Annotated in this window: 19 protein-coding genes; 6 read left to right on the top strand and 13 right to left on the bottom strand. The window is 62.8% G+C overall.

The features are described from left to right. Window positions 1–68: 68 nt before the first annotated feature. The 8 genes from fabF to O987_RS05320 all read right to left on the bottom strand — a co-directional run bounded on the left by fabF (window position 69) and on the right by O987_RS05320 (window position 6,691). Window positions 69–1,316 carry a beta-ketoacyl-ACP synthase II gene (gene fabF / locus O987_RS05355; RefSeq protein ID WP_003057981.1) on the bottom strand — a complete coding sequence of 416 codons (1,248 nt, stop codon included), beginning with the start codon at window positions 1,314–1,316 and terminating at the stop codon, window positions 69–71. Window positions 1,317–1,352: 36 nt separating this feature from the next. Then, the gene (acpP, locus tag O987_RS05350; protein ID WP_003058049.1) at window positions 1,353–1,592 is read right to left on the bottom strand and encodes an acyl carrier protein; all 240 of its coding nucleotides are present in this window, start codon (window positions 1,590–1,592) and stop codon (window positions 1,353–1,355) included. A 159-nt stretch (window positions 1,593–1,751) separates the two neighbouring features. Next, complete coding sequence (gene fabG, locus O987_RS05345) at window positions 1,752–2,495, bottom strand: 3-oxoacyl-ACP reductase FabG (protein WP_003058052.1); 744 nt, start codon at window positions 2,493–2,495, stop codon at window positions 1,752–1,754. Then, window positions 2,492–3,436: an ACP S-malonyltransferase gene (gene fabD, locus O987_RS05340; RefSeq protein WP_003058055.1), complete on the bottom strand. Its 945-nt coding sequence runs from the start codon at window positions 3,434–3,436 to the stop codon at window positions 2,492–2,494. The genes fabG and fabD overlap by 4 nt, the downstream gene beginning before the upstream one ends. Before the next feature lie 51 nt (window positions 3,437–3,487). Continuing rightward, window positions 3,488–4,468: a beta-ketoacyl-ACP synthase III gene (locus O987_RS05335; protein WP_003058057.1), complete on the bottom strand. Its 981-nt coding sequence runs from the start codon at window positions 4,466–4,468 to the stop codon at window positions 3,488–3,490. An 8-nt stretch (window positions 4,469–4,476) separates the two neighbouring features. Continuing rightward, window positions 4,477–5,517 carry a phosphate acyltransferase PlsX gene (gene plsX / locus O987_RS05330; RefSeq protein WP_043371057.1) on the bottom strand — a complete coding sequence of 347 codons (1,041 nt, stop codon included), beginning with the start codon at window positions 5,515–5,517 and terminating at the stop codon, window positions 4,477–4,479. Window positions 5,518–5,714: 197 nt separating this feature from the next. Then, the gene (rpmF, locus tag O987_RS05325) at window positions 5,715–5,897 is read right to left on the bottom strand and encodes a 50S ribosomal protein L32 (RefSeq protein ID WP_003058062.1); all 183 of its coding nucleotides are present in this window, start codon (window positions 5,895–5,897) and stop codon (window positions 5,715–5,717) included. 239 nt (window positions 5,898–6,136) lie between these two features. Continuing rightward, entirely contained in the window at window positions 6,137–6,691 is a 555-nt protein-coding gene (locus O987_RS05320) for a YceD family protein (protein WP_043371056.1), read from the bottom strand. A 25-nt stretch (window positions 6,692–6,716) separates the two neighbouring features. Between O987_RS05320 and O987_RS05315 the strand changes: the two genes are divergently transcribed. Beyond that, window positions 6,717–7,325: a Maf family nucleotide pyrophosphatase gene (locus O987_RS05315; RefSeq protein ID WP_003058068.1), complete on the top strand. Its 609-nt coding sequence runs from the start codon at window positions 6,717–6,719 to the stop codon at window positions 7,323–7,325. Beyond that, entirely contained in the window at window positions 7,322–8,110 is a 789-nt protein-coding gene (locus O987_RS05310; RefSeq protein WP_043371054.1) for an SAM-dependent methyltransferase, read from the top strand. Before O987_RS05315 ends, O987_RS05310 begins: the two co-directional genes overlap by 4 nt. A gap of 98 nt (window positions 8,111–8,208) precedes the next feature. On the opposite strand, the gene O987_RS05305 is transcribed toward O987_RS05310, so the two are convergent. Genes O987_RS05305 through O987_RS05290 form a run of 4 tightly spaced genes read right to left on the bottom strand, consistent with a single transcriptional unit; the run spans window position 8,209 to window position 11,328 of the window. Continuing rightward, window positions 8,209–9,255, bottom strand: a complete 1,047-nt coding sequence (locus tag O987_RS05305; protein WP_003058072.1) for a S49 family peptidase — start codon at window positions 9,253–9,255, stop codon at window positions 8,209–8,211. A 1-nt stretch (window position 9,256) separates the two neighbouring features. Further along, a complete protein-coding gene (locus O987_RS05300) occupies window positions 9,257–9,622 on the bottom strand; it encodes a Rieske (2Fe-2S) protein (protein ID WP_043371053.1) in 366 nt (121 codons plus the stop codon). A gap of 8 nt (window positions 9,623–9,630) precedes the next feature. Continuing rightward, window positions 9,631–10,314: an HAD family hydrolase gene (locus O987_RS05295; RefSeq protein WP_003058077.1), complete on the bottom strand. Its 684-nt coding sequence runs from the start codon at window positions 10,312–10,314 to the stop codon at window positions 9,631–9,633. A 9-nt stretch (window positions 10,315–10,323) separates the two neighbouring features. Next, on the bottom strand, window positions 10,324–11,328 hold the full coding sequence (locus O987_RS05290) for an RluA family pseudouridine synthase (protein WP_034400767.1): 1,005 nt from the start codon (window positions 11,326–11,328) through the stop codon (window positions 10,324–10,326). A gap of 585 nt (window positions 11,329–11,913) precedes the next feature. On the opposite strand from O987_RS05290, the gene O987_RS05285 reads away from it, so the two are divergent. From O987_RS05285 to queF, 4 genes are all read left to right on the top strand, one after another. Continuing rightward, complete coding sequence (locus tag O987_RS05285; protein ID WP_043371051.1) at window positions 11,914–14,904, top strand: Rne/Rng family ribonuclease; 2,991 nt, start codon at window positions 11,914–11,916, stop codon at window positions 14,902–14,904. A 107-nt stretch (window positions 14,905–15,011) separates the two neighbouring features. Next, window positions 15,012–15,791, top strand: a complete 780-nt coding sequence (gene yaaA, locus O987_RS05280; RefSeq protein ID WP_003058087.1) for a peroxide stress protein YaaA — start codon at window positions 15,012–15,014, stop codon at window positions 15,789–15,791. Window positions 15,792–15,836: 45 nt separating this feature from the next. Further along, window positions 15,837–16,736: a 2OG-Fe(II) oxygenase gene (locus O987_RS05275; RefSeq protein ID WP_043371050.1), complete on the top strand. Its 900-nt coding sequence runs from the start codon at window positions 15,837–15,839 to the stop codon at window positions 16,734–16,736. Between the two features lie 73 nt (window positions 16,737–16,809). After that, a complete protein-coding gene (gene queF, locus O987_RS05270; protein ID WP_003058093.1) occupies window positions 16,810–17,655 on the top strand; it encodes an NADPH-dependent 7-cyano-7-deazaguanine reductase QueF in 846 nt (281 codons plus the stop codon). A gap of 96 nt (window positions 17,656–17,751) precedes the next feature. Here the strand turns inward: queF and O987_RS05265 are convergent, their stop codons facing one another. After that, a complete protein-coding gene (locus tag O987_RS05265) occupies window positions 17,752–20,112 on the bottom strand; it encodes a hypothetical protein (RefSeq protein ID WP_043371048.1) in 2,361 nt (786 codons plus the stop codon). Window positions 20,113–20,138: the final 26 nt, after the last annotated feature.

Genomic DNA, 20,138 nt, shown 5'->3' with positions numbered 1-20,138 from the left:
GCCGCACATAGAACAAAACCCGCAAGGCCTGGGCCTGTGCGGGCTTGTACAGAAGGGCTAGCAGCGACTTAGACGCGCTTGAAAACCAGCGTGCCGTTGGTGCCGCCGAAACCGAAGTTGTTCTTCACGGCAACTTCCAGCTTGGCGTCACGCGCCGTGTTGGCGCAATAGTCCAGATCGCACTCGGGATCCTGGTTGATCAGGTTGATGGTCGGAGGAATCTTCTGATCGTGCAGCGCCATCACGGTGAAAACGCTCTCGATGCCGCCCGCGCCACCCAGCAGGTGACCCGTCATGGACTTGGTCGAGCTGACCACCAGATTCTTCTTCGCAAACTCGCCCATGGCTGCCTTGATGGCATTGGACTCGTTCGCATCGCCCAGCGGCGTGGACGTGCCATGCGCATTCAGGTAATTGACCTGATCCTGGTTCACACCGGCATTGCGCAAAGCATTGAGCATGGCGCGGCGGGGGCCGTCCATGTTGGGAGCCGTCATGTGACCGGCATCGGCACTCATGCCAAAGCCTGCCAGCTCCGCGTAAATCTTGGCGCCACGGGCCTTGGCGTGTTCGTACTCTTCGAGCACCAGCACACCGGCACCTTCACCGAGTACAAAGCCGTCACGGTCCTTGTCCCAGGGGCGCGAGGCAGCCTTGGGGTCGTCGTTGCGCGTGGACAGCGCACGCATGGCAGCAAAGCCGCCGACACCCAGAGGCGAGACAGTGGCTTCCGTGCCACCGGCCACGACGATGTCTGCATCGCCGTATTCGATCATGCGTCCGGCTTCGCCGATGCAGTGCAGACCTGTGGTGCAGGCAGTCACGATCGACAGATTCGGCCCCTTGAAGCCAAATCGCATGGACACATGCCCTGCCACCATATTGATGATGGAAGCAGGCACGAAGAACGGCGTGATGCGGCGAGGACCGCGGGCAGCCAGTTCTGCGTGAGTGTTCTCGATCAGCGGCAGGCCGCCAATGCCCGAGCCGATCACGCAGGCAATGCGTGTGGCAAGGTCTTCGGACAGGGCTTCGCCTGTGGGCAGGCCTGCGTCCAGAACGGCTTGCTCCGCAGCCGCGATGCCGTAATGAATGAAGGTATCCATGGAGCGCGCATCTTTGGCGCTCATGTACTTCTCCACATCAAATCCCTTGACCTCACCCGCAATCTTGCAGGAGAAGTTCGACGCATCGAACTTGGTGATGAGGTCAATACCGGACTGGCCGGCCAAAAGATTGGCCCAGGCTTCGCCCACCGTGTTACCCACGGGGGAGATGCAGCCCAGACCGGTCACGACAACGCGACGACGGCTCATGCGTTCAAACCTTTAACTGATCGCTGAAAAAAGACCTTAGGCCTTTTGGTGGGTATTGGCGTAGTCGATGGCGTTTTGCACCGTCGTGATCTTCTCTGCGTCTTCGTCAGGGATCTCGATGCCGAATTCATCTTCCAGGGCCATCACCAGTTCCACTGTGTCCAGGGAGTCAGCGCCCAGGTCAGCCACGAAGGCCTTTTCGTTGGTCACTTGGGACTCTTCAACGCCGAGTTGTTCAGCAATGATTTTTTTGACACGTGCTTCGATATCGCTCATGGTTTCCCTCAGGGGGTTGTGAATGAACCCGCGATTCTAGCCGTTTCGGGAGAAGCCCCTTGGCGGCTGGCCGTCGCGAGGAAACGGCCACTGAACTTGCAAAAATGTTCAGCCTCTGGCAGCAAGTGTGGCAGACACCACGCAAGCTGCCGAAATCTCTTACATGTACATGCCGCCGTTGACGTGCAATTCCTGCCCCGTCACATAGCCGGCACCGGCAGAGGCCAGATAGGCCACGGCATGCGCGATGTCGCTGGGTTGACCCAGATCGCCCATGGCGATCTGCGCCTTGAGCGCAGCCTTCTGCGCCTCTGGCAGGTCTGCAGTCATGTCCGTGGCGATGAAACCGGGAGCCACGCAGTTCACGGTGATGCCGCGGCTGCCCAGTTCCTTGGCCAGAGCACGGGTCATGCCTGCCACGCCGGCCTTGGCTGCCGCGTAGTTGGCCTGACCGGCATTGCCCGAGGCACCGACCACGCTGGTGATGCTGATGATGCGGCCGAAACGCTGCTTCATCATGGGGCGAATAGCCGCACGGCTGACTCGGAAAACAGCCTTCAGATTGGTGTCGGTGACGGCATCCCAGTCGTCATCCTTCATGCGCATCGCCAGGGTGTCGCGCGTGATGCCGGCATTGTTGACCAGCACATGCAGGCCGCCGTCGTTCTTGACGATGGAGTCGATCAGGGCATCCACGGCAGCGCCGTCGGTCACGTTCAGCGTGACACCGCGGCCGCCGAAGGCGGACAGCGCCTGGCTGATCTTCTCGGCACCGGCATCCGAGGTGGCCGTGCCGATCACTTGATAGCCCTTGGAGGCCAGCTCCTGCGCGATGGCGGCACCAATGCCACGAGTGGCGCCGGTGACCAGGGCAACCTGGGGCTTGGTCTGGTTATCAGTCATGCGAGCAATTCTTTCACGTCAGCCAGGGTGGCTGTATCAAACAGGGGAGCACCCGTCAGGTCGGCGTCAATACGCTTGACCATGCCGGCCAGCACCTTGCCGGGTCCACATTCCACGATATGGGTGACGCCGCGCGCCTTGATGGACTGCACGCATTCCACCCAGCGCACCGGGCCAAAGGCCTGACGATACAGGGCATCACGAATCGAATCAGCGTCCGTCTGGACGGTGACGTCGATATTGTTGATGACGGGAATCAAGGGGGTAGCCAGCGTCAGCTCGGCCAGCGCGGTCTTGAGCTTTTCTGCAGCGGGCTTCATCAGGCTGGAGTGGAAAGGCGCGGAGACCGGCAGAGGCAGGGCGCGCTTGGCACCGGCCGCCTTGACCGCTTCACAGGCCTTTTCCACGGCCAGCTTGCTGCCGGCGATCACGGTCTGACCGGGATCGTTGAAGTTCACGGCTTCCACCACTTCGGCGCCGCCCAGCTGGGCCGTCACCTCTGCGCAGACCGCCTTTACCTTTTCGGCATCCAGGGCCAGCACGGCCGCCATGCCGCCCGTGCCCACGGGCACGGCATCCTGCATGGCTGCGGCGCGCAGACGCACAAGTGGAGCGGCCTGAGCCAGCGTCAGTACGCCGGAGGCGACCAGCGCCGAGTATTCACCCAGGGAGTGACCGGCCACGGCATCGGGCAGCGCGCCGCCTTCGGCCTGCCAGACACGCCAGGCCGCCACACCGGCCACCAGCATCACGGGCTGGGTATTGGTGGTCAGCGCCAGAGCTTCCTTGGGGCCTTGCTTGATCAGCAGACCCACATCCTCGCCCAGAGCCTCGGAGGCTTCGGCCACGGTCTGGGCCACGACGGGATGATCCCCCCAGCCATCCAGCATGCCCACGGACTGCGAACCCTGGCCAGGAAATACAAATGCGAATTTCTTCATATTTCTTAGTATAAAAATTGCCTGAAACGCTTATTTATATTGCGTCTACAGCTACATCTTGAGGAGCACAGCCCCCCAGGTGAAGCCACCGCCCACACCTTCGAGCAGCACCGTCTGGCCTTTCTTGACCTGGCCGCTGCGCACGCCATGGTCCAGCGCCAGGGGAATCGAGGCCGCCGAGGTGTTGCCATGCTGATCGACGGTCACCACCACCTTGTCCATGGACAGCTTGAGCTTGCGCGCGGTGCTTTGCATGATGCGGATATTGGCCTGGTGCGGAATCAGCCAATCGATGTCGGCATCCGTCAGGCCCGCCTTTTCCAGCACGGAGCGAGCAGCCTTGTCCAGCACGCTCACTGCCAGCTTGAACACGGCCTGACCGTCCATCTTGAGCAAGGGATCGCCCAGCACATTGCCGCCGGAGACATTGCCCGGCACGCAGAGAATGCCGACATGGCTGCCATCGGCGTGCAGCTCGGTGGACAGGATGCCGGGCTCGTCGGAGGCCTCCAGCACCACGGCGCCGGCGCCATCGCCGAACAGCACGCAGGTCGTGCGGTCGTTGAAATCCAGGATGCGGCTGAAGACTTCGGAGCCCACCACCAGCACGCGCTTGGCAGCGCCGGACTGGATCATGGAGTCCGCCACCGTCAGGGCGTAGACGAAACCGCTGCACACCGCCTGCACATCAAAGGCAGGGCAACCATTGCTGATGCCCAGCTTATGCTGAAGGATGGCCGCCGTCGAGGGAAACACCATGTCCGGGGTGGACGTGGCGACAATGATCAGATCGATGTCCGAAGCCTCTATGCCTGCAGCCTCGATGGCCTTGCGGCTGGCTTCAAGGGCCAGATCGCTGCTGGTCACATCGGGTTCGGCAAAGTGGCGGGCACGAATGCCGGTGCGCTCGACGATCCATTCGTCCGAGGTTTCCAGGCCACGCTGAGCCAGCTCGGCTGCGAGGTCGTTATTGGTCAGGCGGCGGGGCGGCAGGTAACTGCCGGTGCCGATGATGCGTGCGTAGCGTCTCATGTCTTCTATCAGGGCGCCGAAGTTCCAGATTCCGTCTGCGCTGCCAGCAACAAGGGGGCGGCAGCAGCAATACGGCTGCGGACACGGTCAAGCAGGTTGTTGCGTGCCGCATCATACGCGCGGTTCAAAGCATGCTCGAATGCCATTGCATCGGCCGAGCCATGGCTTTTGAAGACCAGTCCGCGCAGACCCAGCAAGGCAGCACCGTTGTAACGACGGTGATCGACACGCTTCATCAGCGCAGATAGCACCGGATAGGCAATGATGGCGGCAATCTTGGTGAAGATATTGCGTTTGAACTCTTCCTTGAGAATCCCCGAGATCATCGAGGCAACCCCTTCGGTGGTCTTGAGTGCAACGTTACCAACGAAACCATCGCACACCACAATGTCCACCACACCCTTGAAGGTGTCGTTGCCCTCGACATTGCCGTAGAAGTTGAGATTGCCCGCATCGCCAGCAGTGCGCAGCAGCTCGCCGGCGCGCTTGATGACTTCGCTGCCCTTGATCAGCTCTTCGCCGATATTGAGCAGGCCGACGCTGGGCGCCTCGGTGTTCTTGAGCGCCGACACCAGGGCCGAGCCCATGACCGCAAACTGCAGCAGGTGCTCCGCCGTGCAGTCCACATTGGCTCCCAGATCCAGCATGGTGGTGTCGCTGCCCTTGGCATTGGGCAAACCAAAGGCAATGGCAGGACGATCGATGCCATCCAGAGTCTTGAGCAGATAGCGCGAGATCGCCATCAGCGCTCCGGTATTGCCGGCAGACACTGCAGCCTGAGCCGCGCCATTCTTGACCTGCTGCACAGCCACGCGCATGGACGAGTCCTTTTTCTTGCGCAGGGCTATTTCAACGGGGTCATCCATGCTCACCACTTCCGTGGCGGGGACGACGGTCACACGCTCGTGCTTGAAGCCAGCCAATTCATCGGCCTTGCCGACCAGCAACAGATGCGCATCGGGGTGTAAATTCAGAAACTGACGACACGCGGCCAGCGTGACGCGGGGGCCATGATCGCCCCCCATGCAGTCAACAGCCAAAGTAATCATGGGCGACTGACAGGTCCAATCGGGTTTGGGGTAATGAACTGAATGGTCCAGGGACCACCACAGGAGTTATCTGCAAAACCAGCCCTGGAATTGTGCAGCAAGGCCAGCCAAGGCTGATTTTGCAAATATCTCCCATAAAAACAAAAGCCTGTTGCTACAAAAAATGTAGCAACAGGCTTTGCGAATGCAGTCGTCGCTTAGGCTTCGGACTTGTTCTTCAGCACTTGACGGCCACGGTACACGCCGTTGGGGCTGATGTGGTGGCGCAGATGTGTCTCGCCGGTAGTGGCTTCAACAGCAATGCCAGGCACATTCAGTGCATTGTGCGAACGGTGCATGCCGCGCTTGGAGGGAGACTTCTTGTTTTGCTGAACAGCCATGATGGCTCCTGTGTATCTTGAAAGGGTTGGTAACACGACCCACACAGCAAGACCGGGCAAAAAACTCTGCCTTTCGACGCACCTACCGAGAGTAAGTGCGCTCTTGTCTGTGCAAGTCCTAAAAAAACGCGATCAGCCCATTAAAGACACGAGGGGGTTTCGCGCGAAGCTCACGATTATAGCGCAAACGCTTTTCATGGCCTACGCAAAATCAAATCCCCACCGTGCTCCGGGCTGGATCAGTCGGCAGACTTGCCTACATTGAGAGATTGCAGCACGGCAAAAGGGTTCTCCTTCTGCTCGTTGGCCTGCTCGAAGCCGTCATCGCTGACCTCCAGCTTGACGGGCACCGGGCAGACCTCATGGCGAGGCACCACCGGAACTTCCATCAGCAGCTCGTCCTCGATCAGCTCCAGCAGATTGAACTCGCTGCTCAATGCCAGCACATCCTCATCGCTGTCGTCATCTTCCAGCTCTGCCGTCGCTTCGTCCGGAACGAAGCGAAATGACCGATCCACATAAAGGGGAATATCGGCCTCGGTCAGGCAGCGCTGGCAGGTCAGCGGTAAATCCACCTCGGCACTCAGGTGCAGCCACACATGGCCGCTGCCGCCCTTTTGCTCGACCAGCTCGCCTTCGGCTTCCCAGCGCACCAGGGGCTGCTCGCCAGTAATCGCCAGCGCATCGGCCGCCAGACGCTTGAAGTCCGACAATGGTGCCTGACCATGCAGATGACCTGCGGCCTGCGCGAAAGCACGCACGTCCAGCCGGGTCGCAGAAAAATCCTTGCTCATGCAGCCGGTGTAAGAGAATCCCGCAATGCCCGACTTATTGATTGCCGGACGACTTGAGCGTCCATTGATTCTTGGCTCCACCTCGCGCTACCGCCGCGAGCTGCTCAGCCGCCTGCAACTGCCGTTCGAGACGGTGTCTCCCGAAGTGGATGAAACCCCGCTCAGCGGCGAAACACCCTACGAGCTGAGCCTGCGTCTGGCCGTGGCCAAGGCACAAGCCGTGGCCCAGCTGCACCCCGGCGCCATCGTTATCGGCTCCGACCAGGTGCCCGAGCTCGACGGCCAGCCCCTGTCCAAGCCCGGCACCCACGAGCGCGCCACCGAGCAGTTGCGCCAGATGAGCGGCCGCCAGATGAATTTCCACACCGGCGTCTGCGTGAGCTGTGCCGAAACCGGCTTTTTAGAGTCCAGCGTGGTCACGGTGCAAGTGCGCTTTCGCGAGCTGAACGACCTCGAGATCGAGCGCTATCTGCGTGCCGAGCAGCCTTATGACTGCGCAGGCTCGGCCAAGAGTGAAGGCCTGGGCATCGCCCTGCTGGAGGCCATCGTCAGCGACGACCCCACGGCACTGATAGGCCTGCCGCTGATCCGCACCTGCCAGTTGCTGCGTGCCGCAGGAGTGGTTCTGCCATGAGCGAAACATCTAAGGGCAAGGCCGGCACCCTTTATCTGGTGCCGGCTCCACTCGATTTCGGTTGCGAAAGCCAGACCGCTTTGACCGAGGTGCTGCCCGAGGGCACACTGCGCCGCGCCGCCTCCCTGACTCACTGGATCAGCGAAAACGCCAAGACGGCACGCGCCTATCTCAAGCGCATCGACGCCTTGTTCCCGCTGGCTGCGCCGCTGCAGGCCCAGAACATTGCCGAGCTGCCACGCGAAGCCCACAAAAAAGGCGACCATGGCAACAAGGGCGGCGCCGTCTTCGACCCCAAGCCCCTGCTGGCACCGGCGTTGGCCGGGCAGGACATGGGCTTGATCAGCGAGGCGGGCATGCCCGCCGTGGCCGACCCGGGCAGCTCCATCGTGCGTGCCGCCCATGATCTGGGCATTCGCGTCGTACCACTGACGGGACCGGTCTCGCTGCTGCTGGGCCTGGCGGCCAGCGGCCTCAATGGCCAGAACTTCGCCTTTGTCGGTTATGTGCCACAGGATGGCGCCGAGCGCACGGCCCGCATCAAGGAGCTGGAGAGCCTGGCCCTGCGACAAGGCCAAACCCAGCAGTTCATCGAGACGCCTTACCGCAATGCTGCCCTCTGGCAGGCGCTGTTGCAAACCTTGCAGCCCAATACCAGACTGGCCCTGGCGAGCGGATTGACGCTGGAGACGGCGCGCATCGAAAGCCATCTGGTGCGCGAATGGCGCCAGCGCAATACACCTCCCGACAACCGCACACCGGTGGTGTTTGCCATAGGCCGCTAAGCGCCTGAAATCAAAAAAGCCTGCGGCCAATACCGCAGGCTTTTTTGATAGCTACCAGCGCTTCTTCCGAAAGTGCTGGCGGCATTCTCAACGCTTGATCAGCGAATACTGGGCATCAGGCCGCGCATGGCTTTGACCGAGCCCTCGCCGATGGCGGCGCCAAAGCGCTTGGCCAGACGCTCGGCCACGTTGTCGCGGCGGGTGTAGTCGATGACTTCCTCGGCCTTGACCACCTCACGCGCCACATAGTCGAGGCTGCCCAGCTTGTCGGCCAGACCCAGCTCCACGGCCTGCTGACCGGTCCAGAACAGTCCGCTGAACATTTCGGGGCTCTCATGCAGGCGGTCACCGCGACCGGCCTTGACCACGCCAATGAACTGCTGGTGAATCTGCTCCAGCATCTGCAGCGCAAATTCCTTTTGCTGCGACGACATGGGGCTGAAGGGGTCGAGAAAGCCCTTGTTCTCGCCGGCCGTCAACAGGCGGCGCTCCACGCCGACCTTGTCCATCACGCCGGTGAAGCCAAAGCCGTCCATGAGCACGCCGATACTGCCCACGATGCTGGCCTTGTCGACGAAGATCTCGTCGGCCGCCGCCGCAATGTAGTAGGCCGCCGAGGCGCAAGACTCTTCGACCACCGCATACAGAGGCTTGTTGTACTTGGCCTTGAGACGCGTCATCTCGTCGTTGATGATGCCTGCCTGCACGGGGCTGCCGCCGGGCGAGTTGATCAGCAGCACCACGGCGCGCGAGCCCGAATCCTCAAAGGCGCTGCGCATGGCCGCCACCACGAACTCGGCACTGGCGTCCGCTCCCGAGGCAATCTCGCCCTTGATCTCCACCACCGCAGTATGGGGTGAGGTGCTGGTCTTGGTGGCCGTATCCTTGAAGAACACGGCCCACAGCACCAGGAGCACCACCACAGACCACAGCAGACGGCTGAAAAAGCGCCAGCGCCGGGCCGCCCGCTGCTCCTTGATGGAGGCGAACACCAGCTTTTCCAGCACATCGCGCTCCCAGCCCCCGTTCCCGGAGGCCTTGGCCGCAGCGGCGGACGCCTCAGCGGACGCAGCAGGCGCCTTGGACCAGAGGTCCGCGCCCGGCGTCACATGCGACTGGGAATCATGGTTGTCAGGAGTACTCATCTCAAAACTTCAGAGGTTTCAGTTGTGGCCCAGTATGCCAGTGCACCAAGCCGCCGCTTTCGCTCAAGGCGATTTTTACCAGCCCGCCCCGGCAAGGACCGCCTGCACAGGCACCGCTGTCAGGTTCGTAGGCCGCTGCGTGGGTAGAACACAACAGCCAGCGACCGGACTCGTCAAAAAACTGACCTTCCTGGTAGTCCATTTCCATGGGGATATGGCTGCAGCGATTCAGATAGGCATAAACCTGCCCCTGGTAGCGAATCGCAAAAGCGCGGCTGCTCTGACCGGCATACAGCACATCAAAGCCCACCGCCCGGCCACCGTCGACCAGATCCGCACTGGCGCACAGCTCCACGGCATCTGTCATATCCGGTTTCACGCGTTGGCCAACAGCCAGGCCCGCAGTTGCGCCGCGGAATCGGCCACGAACAGCGGATCGAACTGGGCAAAGCCGTCGGGTGCATGGGCACCATAGGACACCCCTACACAGGCACAGCCGGCATTCTGCGCCATCTGCAAGTCGTGCGTGGTGTCGCCAATCATCAGCGTGCGCTCGGGCTCCACACCGAATTCGGCCATCAGCTCGTGCAACATCAGCGGACTGGGCTTGCCGGCGGTCTCGTCGGCCGTGCGCGAACCGTCGAACAATCCCTTGAGCTGCGGGTCCTGCAACGCATGGTTGAGCCCCATGCGGCTCTTGCCCGTGGCCACGGTCAGCCAGTGGCCGCGCTCGCGCAGTTCGGCAAGCAACGGCAGGATGCCGTCAAACACGCAGATATCGTCCTGATGCTTGAAGAAGTGAAAGCGATAGCGATTGGCCAGCTCAGGATATTTTTCGGGCGGCACATCGGGTGCCGCGCGGGCCAGGGCCGGCATCAGCGCCATGCCGATCACATAGGCTGCCTGCTCGTCGCTGGGTACGGTACCGCCCACATCACGCACCGCCTCCTGGATGCTGCGACTGATGATGGCCGTGGAGTCCGCCACGGTCCCATCCCAGTCGAATGCAATCAGATCGAAGCGGCGTGGTCGCCGGGCGCTATGGTTTTCAGTAGTCATGAAGCCTAGTCAGTTCACAAAATCCGCCAGTTCCGGCGGCAGCTCGGCGCGCAGCTCGACACGTTCGCCGCTGGCGGGATGATTGAACTGTAGCCGCCAGGCGTGCAGAAACATGCGTTTGAGCCCCTGCTTTTGCACACGACGGTTGAGATCAAAATCGCCATATTTGTCATCGCCCACGATGGGATGGCCCTGCGATGACAGATGCACGCGAATCTGGTGGGTACGCCCCGTCTTGATGGTCACCTCCAGCAGACTCATGGCTGGCAGTCCCTGCAAAGGGCGCGGCTCGATCAGCTTTCTGACCTTGACCAGGGTGATGGAACGCATTCCATCCGGGTCATCGGCCGTGGTCACGCGCACGCGGCGCTCGCCGTCGGCCTGCAGATACTTGTGCAGCGGCAGGTCGATGACCTTCTTGTTGGCCGGCCATGCCCCCTGCACCAGTGCCAGATAGGTCTTGCCGGTCTCGCGCTCGCGAAACTGGTCCTGCAGATTGATGAGTGCGGAGCGCTTTTTGGCGACCAGCAAAATGCCCGAAGTTTCGCGATCCAGCCGGTGCACCAGCTCGAGAAACTTGGCATCGGGACGTGCCTGGCGCAGTTGCTCGATGACGCCAAAGCTCACGCCCGAGCCTCCATGCACGGCCACGCCGGCAGGCTTGGACAATGCAAGCATGTGTTCGTCATCCAACAGGGCGGGAAAGTCCTTAGCCGGCGCTGGGCGTTCCGCCTTTTCAGCCACTTTGTCGGAAATCCGGACCGGGGGAAGACGCACCACATCACCGGGCTGGACCCGGGTCTCGGCACTCACGCGTCCCTTGTTGATACGCACTTCACCGCTGCGGATGATGCGGTAGACATGGGTCTTGGGCACCCCCTTGAGGTGGCGCATGAGAAAGTTGTCAAGTCGCTGTCCGGCGGAGTCTTCATCGACCTCGATCAGCCGTACCGAGGCCGTGGCCGTATTCTGTGACCGGTCCTGCGCCGGTTTGCCCTCTATAATGTGTTTCACCTGTGCCGAGCTTAGTTGTAAGTGATTGATTCGCATGGAGTTTAGTCCAAACAATCATTTCCCACCGCACAGGCAGGTCGATGCCCGCCAGTTTTGCACACGCAAATTGCAGTCAAGAAGAGCTGCAACAGCCTGTGAAAGCCTGGCAAAGGCTGACGAATTGAAACACTGATACGGAATCTCATACCGCGCAGTTGACCAGGCAAAAGCAGCCTGCAACTGCCGGTTCTCTCAACGAGCATGTGGATCTTTTGGACATTGCTGATCAACCTCTGGGGCAAGGCACGGCCGGCCCCCGGGACGAGTCATGTCTCGAAGAAACCACCCACCTCCCTAGCACGCGCGTCGGCTTCTTTTGTACCCTGTCTGCATGCGCGTCCTCTCCCGCTCGTCCCCCGGCCTGTACCTCCGCTACTGACTTGAGATCAGGCCAGTAGCTCCGTCCTGTACCGCCCCAGATTCCTCATCCGTTTCAACGCGTTCGTCTGGCATCACGGCTCCTGTTGAGCCTGTCTTTGATTACCAGTCAAAGGCACGTTGGTCTGTGACCAGCGTGCCCCATAAAACGAATAAAGGAAGCGCATCATGAAACGGATGCTGATTAACGCGACGCAGTCTGAAGAACGCCGCCTGGCCATTGTGGACGGCCAGAAGCTGCTGGACTACGAGATCGAAATCGAAGGTCGCGAACAACGCAAGGGCAATATCTACAAGGCCGTCGTGACCCGCGTCGAACCTTCCCTCGAAGCCTGCTTCGTGGACTATGGTGAAGACCGCCACGGCTTTCTGCCCTTCAAGGAAATCTCCAAGCAATACTTTGCCGAAGGCGTTTCGCCCAGCCAGGCCCGCATCAACGACGTGATCCGCGAGGGTCAGGAGCTGATCGTCCAGGTCGAAAAGGAAGAGCGCGGCAACAAGGGCGCAGCCCTGACCACCTTCATCTCGCTGGCCGGCCGCTATGTGGTGCTGATGCCCAACAACCCCCGTGGCGGTGGCGTTTCGCGCCGCATCGAGGGCGAGGACCGCGCCGAGCTCAAGGAGGCCATGGACCAGCTCGAGTACCCCAAGGGCATGTCCATCATTGCGCGCACCGCCGGCATCGGCCGCTCGGCTCCCGAGCTGCAGTGGGACCTGAACTACCTGCTCAAGCTGTGGAGCGCCATCGACGGTGCCGCCAAGGCCTCCAAGGGCGCCTTCCTGATCTATCAGGAATCCAGCCTGGTGATCCGCGCCATCCGCGACTATTTCAACAATGACATCGGCGACATCCTGATCGACACCGATGACATCTACGAACAGGCCCAGCAGTTCATGGCACATGTGATGCCCGAGCATGCTGCCCGCGTCAAGCGCTACCGCGACGACGCTCCCCTGTTCTCGCGCTTCCAGATCGAGCACCAGATCGAGTCCGCCTATTCGCGCACCGTGACCCTGCCCTCGGGCGGCGCCATCGTGATCGACCACACCGAAGCCCTGGTCTCCGTGGACGTGAACTCGGCCCGCGCCATCAAGGGCGGCGACATCGAGGAAACCGCGACCCGCACCAACCTTGAGGCAGCCGACGAAGTGGCGCGCCAGATGCGCCTGCGCGACCTGGGCGGCCTGATCGTGATCGACTTCATCGACATGGAAGAGGCCAAGAACCGCCGCGAAGTGGAAAACCGCCTGCGCGATGCGCTGCGCCAGGACCGCGCCCGCGTGCAGTTCGGCACCATCAGCAAGTTCGGCCTGATGGAAATGAGCCGCCAGCGCCTCAAGCCCGCCTTGTCCGAGGGCGCCCACATCAACTGCCCGCGCTGCGGCGGCTCCGGCCACATCCGCGACACGGAAAGCTCTGCACTGCAGATTCTGCGCATCATCCAGGAAGAGTCCATGAAGGACAACACGGCCGCCGTGCACTGCCAGGTGCCCGTGGAAGTGGCCTCCTTCCTGCTCAACGAGAAGCGCAGCGAAATCACCAAGATCGAGCTCAAGCAGCGCGTCAACGTGATCATGGTGCCCAACAAGTCCATGGACACGCCGCACTACAAGCTCGAGCGCCTCAAGCACGACGACTCGCGTCTGGAATCCATGGAAGCCAGCTACAAGCTGGCCGACGAGCCCGAAGAGGTGACCACCGTCACCCGCCGCTCGCAGGAGCCCACCAACAAGCAGACTCCCGTCATCAAGGGGGTGCTGCCCGATGCTCCCGCGCCGATTGCCGAGCCTCGCCCACCGCGCCAGCCGCGCACTGCCGCTGCCGCTGCCGCTGCAACGCCCGCTCCCGTAGCGGCCCGCCCCGTGGTGCGCGAGCAAGGCTTCTTTGCCTGGCTCAAGAATCTGTTCGGCTTTGGCGCACCGACTCCCGTGGCGGCACCCGCTCCCGCAGCCGAGGCTGCCGCTCCTGCCGCCCGTGAAGGCAGCCGCGACGGCCGCCGAGGCGAAGGCCGTGGCGGTGACCGCAACCGCCGTGGCGGTGACCGCAACGAGCGCAGCGACCGCAACAGCGCGGAGCGCAATGGCAGCGAACGCACGGACCGCAACAACCGCCGCAATGCCCAGGGCCGTGATGAGCAGCAACGCAACGAGCGTCCCGAGCAGCAACAGCGCCAGGACCGCCCCGAGCGCGGCAACCGCCGCGGTGGCGAACGCAACGAGCGCCGCGACGACCGCCAGCCCCAGGTGGCAGAAGCCGCGCTGAATGGCGAAGAGTTCAATACTCAGGCCGCAGCCCCCAAGCCCGAGCGCAACCGCCAGGAACGCGGGGAACGTTCGGAACGCAATGAGCGCGGCGAACGCGGTGAAGGCCGCCGCGAGCGCCAGAATCGCAACCCCGATGCCCAGCCCGCCATGCAGGCCGTGGCCGACGAAGCGGCACTTAACACCGCCCAGGTCGAAGGTTCTGACGCTCAGGTGCAGGATGGCGCACAAGGCGTCGAGGCTCGCGAGCCCCGTCAGCGCCGTTCGCGCGATCGCTATGGCCGTGACCGCCGCGACCGTGCACCGCGCGACGCCCAGGCAGAAGGCCAGGCTGCCGAGCAGACAGCCGAAGCCCAGGCCCCCGTCGAAGTGCCTGCCGCAGACGCTGGCGAGCAGCCGGCACGCCGCAGCTACTTTGATGCTGTTGCACCTCAGGCTCAGGCAGAACATGCGCCTGTTGCTGCAGAAGTGCCGGCACCCGTGGTTGCAGAAGAAGCCGTGACGGCTGTCGCTCCTGCGGCAGAGCCCGCCCAGCCCGTGCAGGCAGAGCCTGCTGCTGCCGTAGCCGTAGCCGCCGTGGAACCTGTGGCTGAAACCGAGGCTCCTGCTCCCGCAGCCGCAACGCCCAAGGCACAGAGCTATGCGCTGCCGATTGCAGAGCTGCAAGCCCTGGCAGCCGCATCGGGTCTGGAATGGATCAACTCCGATGCCGAAAAGATCGCCGCCGTCCAGGCTGCGATTGCCGCCGAGCCCAAGCCCGTGCGCATTCCGCGCGAGCGCCCGCCCGTGGTGGTGCTCGACGAAGGCCCGCTGATTCTGGTCGAGACCCGCAAGGATCTGAGCCTGATGCAGCTGCCGTTCGAGAAGGAAGAACAGGCTGCAGGCGTCAACGCCTAAGCAGACTGCCTTGCGGCATCACAGGGCCAAGGGGACTGTCCACTTCCGTGGATGGGGCCTTGGCCCTTTTTCATGCGCCCTTTCTTTGATTGAGTGAACGTCAAGCCATGTTGTTTCTGATCTCTCCGGCCAAATCGCTGGACTATGAAAGCCCTATTTCCGCCGAGCTGCCACACACGCTGCCTGTATTCAAAAAGCAGCCCCTGGAACTGATTGAAGTTCTGCGCGAGAAGTCGCCCCAGCAGATTTCCGAGCTCATGAGCATCAGCGACAAGCTGGCCGTGCTCAATGTGGGCCGCTACGAAGCGTTCAGTGCCAGATTCACCGCCAAGAACTCGCGCCAGGCCGTGCTGGCCTTCAATGGCGATGTCTACGAAGGTCTGGATGCCGCCAGCCTCAAGCCCGGGGAACTGGACTGGGCCCAGGAGCATGTCGTGATCCTGAGCGGCCTCTATGGCGTGCTGCGCCCGCTGGACCTGCTGCAGCCTTATCGCCTGGAGATGGGCACCCGGCTGGAAAACGCCAAGGGCAGCAACCTCTATCAGTTCTGGGGAACCCAGATTGCCGACTATCTGAACGAGCGCAGTGCCGCCCAGGCCGAGCGCATTGTCGTCAACCTGGCATCGCAGGAATATTTCAAGGCCGTGGATCTCAAGACGCTCAAGGCCCCCGTGGTCGAATGCGTTTTCGAGGACTTCAAGGGCGGCAAGTACAAGATCATCAGCTTCCATGCCAAGCGCGCGCGCGGGCTGATGGTGCGCTGGGCCGTACGGCACAAGGCCAGGAAGGTGGCCGACCTGCGCAAGTTCGATCTGGAAGGCTATGCGCTGGCCGAGCAGGCCAGCACGCCCGGCAAGCTGGTGTTCCGCCGCAAGCTGCAAGACTGACGTCGCGCATTGAAATCGGCATCAGTGCACACTAGCATTGTCGGCATGAGCACCTCCACCCAAGACGAGTTCGTCACACCTCCCGGCCTGACACCCGAGCTGATGCAATGGGTACGCACGCAAAGCGCCTCCGGCGTGCCGCTGCCATCGCTGCTGCAATCCATGCGCAAGGCTGGCTGGGCAGAGCACCTGGCACGCCGGGCACTGGCCCTGCCCGAAGAAGGGGAGCTGCCCCAGGCGTTCGCGGCGGCCAGGCCCGAGGCCGGGGTGAACGTGCAGATTCACGAGTCCGGCGTGCCCGAGCCCGATCTGCAGACCGATCCCTGTTGCATCAACGCCGGCGATCGCGAGGTCCATGTGCTGATGAATATGCGTCACCCCCGGGTCGTGGTGTTCGGCAACCTGCTCTCCGACGAGGAGTGCGATGCCATCATCGCCGCCGCCGGCCCGCGCATGCAGCGCTCGCTGACCGTGGACAACCAGAGCGGTGGCGAGGCCGTCAACGACGACCGCACCAGCAATGGCATGTTCTTCCAGCGTGGAGAAAACGACCTCATCTGCCGTGTGGAGCAGCGCATTGCCAGGCTGCTGAACTGGCCGCTGGAAAACGGCGAAGGCATGCAGGTGCTGCACTACCGCCCAGGCGCCGAATACAAGCCGCATTACGATTACTTCGCCCCCAACGAGCCCGGCACGCCGACCATACTCAAGCGTGGCGGCCAGCGCGTGGGAACCCTGGTCATGTATCTCAACGAGCCCGCGCGCGGCGGCGCAACCACCTTTCCCGATGTAGGGCTGCAGGTCGTTCCCCGCCGTGGCAATGCCGTATTCTTCAGCTACAACCGGCCCGACCCGGCGACCAAGACCCTGCACGGCGGCGCTCCCGTGATGGAGGGCGAAAAATGGATTGCCACCAAGTGGCTACGCGAACGAGAGTTCAAGTAAAACAGGCTCCAGCCCTTACTCACAAAGCGCCAGCAGCTATCTTTTTTACTGCTTGCCATTCTGTTTTTGAATCATGCACACCCCTGAACAATCGCAGCTGGGCAAAAGCTCGGCCTATGTGGACCAGTACGACGCGTCCCTGCTCTTTCCCCTGCCACGCCTGACCAAGCGCGAGGAAATCGGCGCTGCCATCAACCCGCCGTTCTTTGGCGCCGATCTGTGGACCTCATTCGAAGTTTCCTGGCTCAATCTGCGTGGCAAGCCCCAGGTGGCGTTGGCGCATTTCACCATCCCCTGTGAAACGCCCAACTTGATCGAAAGCAAGTCCTTCAAGCTGTATCTGAACAGCTTCAACAACACCCGCTTTGCCGATGCCAGCGAGGTGCTGGCGCGCCTGCGCACCGATCTGTCCGAAGCCACCTGGCGCGGCAGCGAGGCCCAGGGCAGCGTGGGCGTGCGGCTGCTGCAGGCAGAGCAGTTCGATGCCCAGCAAGTGCATGAGCTGGACGGCCTGCTGCTGGACCGCCTCGATGTGGAGTGCACCCGGTACACGCCGGCTCCCGAGCTGCTGCGTGCCAACCACGACGAAGCACCCGTCAGCGAGACCCTGGTCAGCAATCTGCTCAAGAGCAACTGCCTGGTCACCGGCCAGCCCGACTGGGGCAGCGTGCAGATTCAATACAGCGGTGCGCAGATCGAGCAGGAAGGTCTGCTGCAGTACCTGGTGAGCTTTCGCAACCACAACGAATTCCATGAGCAATGCGTGGAGCGCATCTTCATGGACATCTGGACCCGCTGCCAACCCATCAAGCTGGCCGTCTACGCCCGCTACACGCGCCGCGGCGGCCTGGACATCAACCCCTTGCGCACCAGCCACCCGGGCGCCCTGCCCGCCAATGTGCGTACGGCACGCCAGTAGCACCGGCACTACCCAGTCAAGGGCAGCAAGCAAGGGGCGGCCCACAGCAAGGCTGCCGCCCCCCTCAGGGGGAGGCCGCAAAGCGGCTCAGGGGGATCAATTCTTCCAAGGGCAGTCATCCTGCCCCAGCAAAGCCTCTGCATAGCGCAGATCCTGAATGCGCAGCCACAGCCCGTTGATGCCCTGGCGCAGAGGCTCGACGCCAGCACGCTGCCAGGTCTGCGCCACCACCAGCTGACGCGCCGCTGCGGGCTCCGACTGGGGCTTGTGAACCGCGCTGGCCTCGCCCTGCAGCGCCGCTTCGTCAGGCAAGGGGAGATCCTGCCAATGCAGGCCCTGGGCATCCCAGCCCTGCAGCACCGGCATGCGCGCCTTGAGCGTCAGCGTGCGCACTTCCTTTTCCACAGGGTTGAGCCAGTGCAGCTGCCATTGACCCAGTTCGCCGTAGCGTGTCTCCACCGGCTCCAGCAAGGCCCAGCCTTCGCCTGAAGGATGGGGACAGGCGCAGGGCCCGACACCGCAGAACGCCAGACCGCTTCGCGTCATGATCACGCCGTCCTTGCGAGGTTCATCATGCTGCCAATAGTGGTTGACGCGCTCGTTCACGCCGCCCCACCACCAGACGGTGTCGCCGCGCACATCGTCGCGCCAGACATAGTCACCGTCGGAGCAGGGATGCTGGATCTGTCTCACCTCGCGCCAGCGCGGCAGCAACTGCCAGCGCCCTTGCGCATCGGGCGCCAGTTCACGCTCGGAGTAAAGCGGACGCCAGTCGGGTCTTGCCAGATGGCTGGCCGATACGGACTGCAGAGGCCAGCGCCAGGATGCGGTCGAGGGGTCCCAGTCCTTGTCCGCCAGACTGGCCGTCAGCGCCAGCACGCGCAGGCGAGCGGCCATGCCGCCCTTGACCGACGGCACAGCGGCCAGCCGCACCACGGGCCAGGGCAGATCCACGCTTTGCAGCCGCTCCCCGTCCCAGACCTGCAGGCTGCCGCTGCCACCGCGAATCGGTGCACGGCCATGCGGCATGAGAATCGCCCAGCGCCCCTGCACGATCACATGTTCCAGCGCCCAGGTGCCGGGCAAATGGCGTTCACCCCATTGCAGGTTGTAGGCCGCCGTTTCGCCCAGCTCCTCCCGGGCGGGCTTGGACAGGGTCCAGATCAGGCGCTGCCCCTTGAGTGGCTCGCTCTGCGCGCGCCACAGCGCGGGCTGCGCCGGATCACGCAGCCAGTCTAAGCTCACGGGAAGCGAGGGTTTGAGGATGGGCAGTCCATCGCGCTGATGGGCAGCGCAGACATCCACCTCGCTCATGGCGCAGCTGATGCTGGTGCCATCGTGCAGGCGCTCGGTCTCGGGCCTATCGAGCTGCACTCTCTGCAGCAGCAGTTCATTGAGCCAGCTCAGCGGCAAAACCGCTGGCGCTTGCGGCTCGCTCGGCGGCTCAAGATCCGGCAGGCCCAGAGCCCAGGGCTTGCGATCCTCGGGCATCAGCTGCGGCCATTGCTGCCAGCCTCGCTCCATCATCCAGACGGCCAGCCGCAGGCTGGCCTGGCTGGCATCGCCCTGGGTAGGGTAGGCATAGAGCGCAAAGGCCTGGGCATCGGCACGCCAGACCATGCTGTGGCTCTCATCGAGCACCCAGGGCTGGGCGGTCTCACCCAGCATCAGCTGCCAGTGCGGATTCTGGAGCGGAGCCATGGGGTAGCGCAGCTTGCGCAGCGAAGCCGGCCAGTGGCGCTGCAGCAGCACCGGCGGCACCGGGGTGGGCTGAGCCGGTTGCGGCAGAGTCGGCATGGGCCGGGCAACTTCGGCCGGCAGGCAGTCTGCCGGTACCCAGAGATCCACCACCTGCAGCAGGGGCTGCGGCTGCGCAGACATATGCTCGCCCAGCCAGGCCTCGAAGCTGGCATCGGACATGATCACATGCGCATCGTCGGCAATGCCGCTTTCGTTGATGCTCTCGCCACTCCAGCGCGGCATGCGCCAGTGGATGGCATCCAGCAGCTCGCCTTCAGGCTTGCTGATCACCCAGCTGCGACGCGATTTGCGGTCGACCAGATGGGCGGTCTCGCTGTCATAAAAGCCCGTGCGCAGCCAGCGCCCGTCATAGGAGGTGTGCATGTCCATCTCCCAGACATGGGGCAGGTAGACGCCGTCCGCACACAGCACATCGCCATAGATGGGGCCGCCCATGCCGCGCTCGCCCTGGGGACGAAAATTCACATCCCTGCTGGCCTCTGACGCCATATCCGCCTGCGCCGCAAGCTCTTGATCGGAGAGCGTCTGCGCCGCAACCTCCGACGCCGTTCTGGCCTGGGCCACGGACGGCTCGGCCTCCTGCCCGGCAGTTGCAGACGACGCGGGTCTGGCGTCAGCGCGCAAACGCGATATCAGCCAGATCAGCAAACACAGGGCCAGCGCCGCAATGGCGATCAGGGTCAGCACAACACTCATGCCGCAATCCTACCGAAAGCCGATGC

The organism is Comamonas testosteroni TK102 (assembly GCF_000739375.1).
GTDB classification, from domain to species: domain Bacteria; phylum Pseudomonadota; class Gammaproteobacteria; order Burkholderiales; family Burkholderiaceae_C; genus Comamonas; species Comamonas brasiliensis.
This window is presented reverse-complemented; position numbering and strand designations above follow the sequence as displayed.

Excerpts from the sequence above, each read along its gene's own strand:
- fabF (WP_003057981.1), bottom strand. The coding sequence starts at position 1,316 with ATGAGCCGTCGTCGCGTTGTCGTGACCGGTCTGGGCTGCATCTCCCCC.
- acpP (WP_003058049.1), bottom strand. The coding sequence starts at position 1,592 with ATGAGCGATATCGAAGCACGTGTCAAAAAAATCATTGCTGAACAACTC.
- fabG (WP_003058052.1), bottom strand. The coding sequence starts at position 2,495 with ATGACTGATAACCAGACCAAGCCCCAGGTTGCCCTGGTCACCGGCGCC.
- fabD (WP_003058055.1), bottom strand. The coding sequence starts at position 3,436 with ATGAAGAAATTCGCATTTGTATTTCCTGGCCAGGGTTCGCAGTCCGTG.
- O987_RS05335 (WP_003058057.1), bottom strand. The coding sequence starts at position 4,468 with ATGAGACGCTACGCACGCATCATCGGCACCGGCAGTTACCTGCCGCCC.
- plsX (WP_043371057.1), bottom strand. The coding sequence starts at position 5,517 with ATGATTACTTTGGCTGTTGACTGCATGGGGGGCGATCATGGCCCCCGC.
- rpmF (WP_003058062.1), bottom strand. The coding sequence starts at position 5,897 with ATGGCTGTTCAGCAAAACAAGAAGTCTCCCTCCAAGCGCGGCATGCAC.
- O987_RS05320 (WP_043371056.1), bottom strand. The coding sequence starts at position 6,691 with ATGAGCAAGGATTTTTCTGCGACCCGGCTGGACGTGCGTGCTTTCGCG.
- O987_RS05315 (WP_003058068.1), top strand. The coding sequence starts at position 6,717 with ATGCCCGACTTATTGATTGCCGGACGACTTGAGCGTCCATTGATTCTT.
- O987_RS05310 (WP_043371054.1), top strand. The coding sequence starts at position 7,322 with ATGAGCGAAACATCTAAGGGCAAGGCCGGCACCCTTTATCTGGTGCCG.
- O987_RS05305 (WP_003058072.1), bottom strand. The coding sequence starts at position 9,255 with ATGAGTACTCCTGACAACCATGATTCCCAGTCGCATGTGACGCCGGGC.
- O987_RS05300 (WP_043371053.1), bottom strand. The coding sequence starts at position 9,622 with ATGACAGATGCCGTGGAGCTGTGCGCCAGTGCGGATCTGGTCGACGGT.
- O987_RS05295 (WP_003058077.1), bottom strand. The coding sequence starts at position 10,314 with ATGACTACTGAAAACCATAGCGCCCGGCGACCACGCCGCTTCGATCTG.
- O987_RS05285 (WP_043371051.1), top strand. The coding sequence starts at position 11,914 with ATGAAACGGATGCTGATTAACGCGACGCAGTCTGAAGAACGCCGCCTG.
- yaaA (WP_003058087.1), top strand. The coding sequence starts at position 15,012 with ATGTTGTTTCTGATCTCTCCGGCCAAATCGCTGGACTATGAAAGCCCT.
- O987_RS05275 (WP_043371050.1), top strand. The coding sequence starts at position 15,837 with ATGAGCACCTCCACCCAAGACGAGTTCGTCACACCTCCCGGCCTGACA.
- queF (WP_003058093.1), top strand. The coding sequence starts at position 16,810 with ATGCACACCCCTGAACAATCGCAGCTGGGCAAAAGCTCGGCCTATGTG.
- O987_RS05265 (WP_043371048.1), bottom strand. The coding sequence starts at position 20,112 with ATGAGTGTTGTGCTGACCCTGATCGCCATTGCGGCGCTGGCCCTGTGT.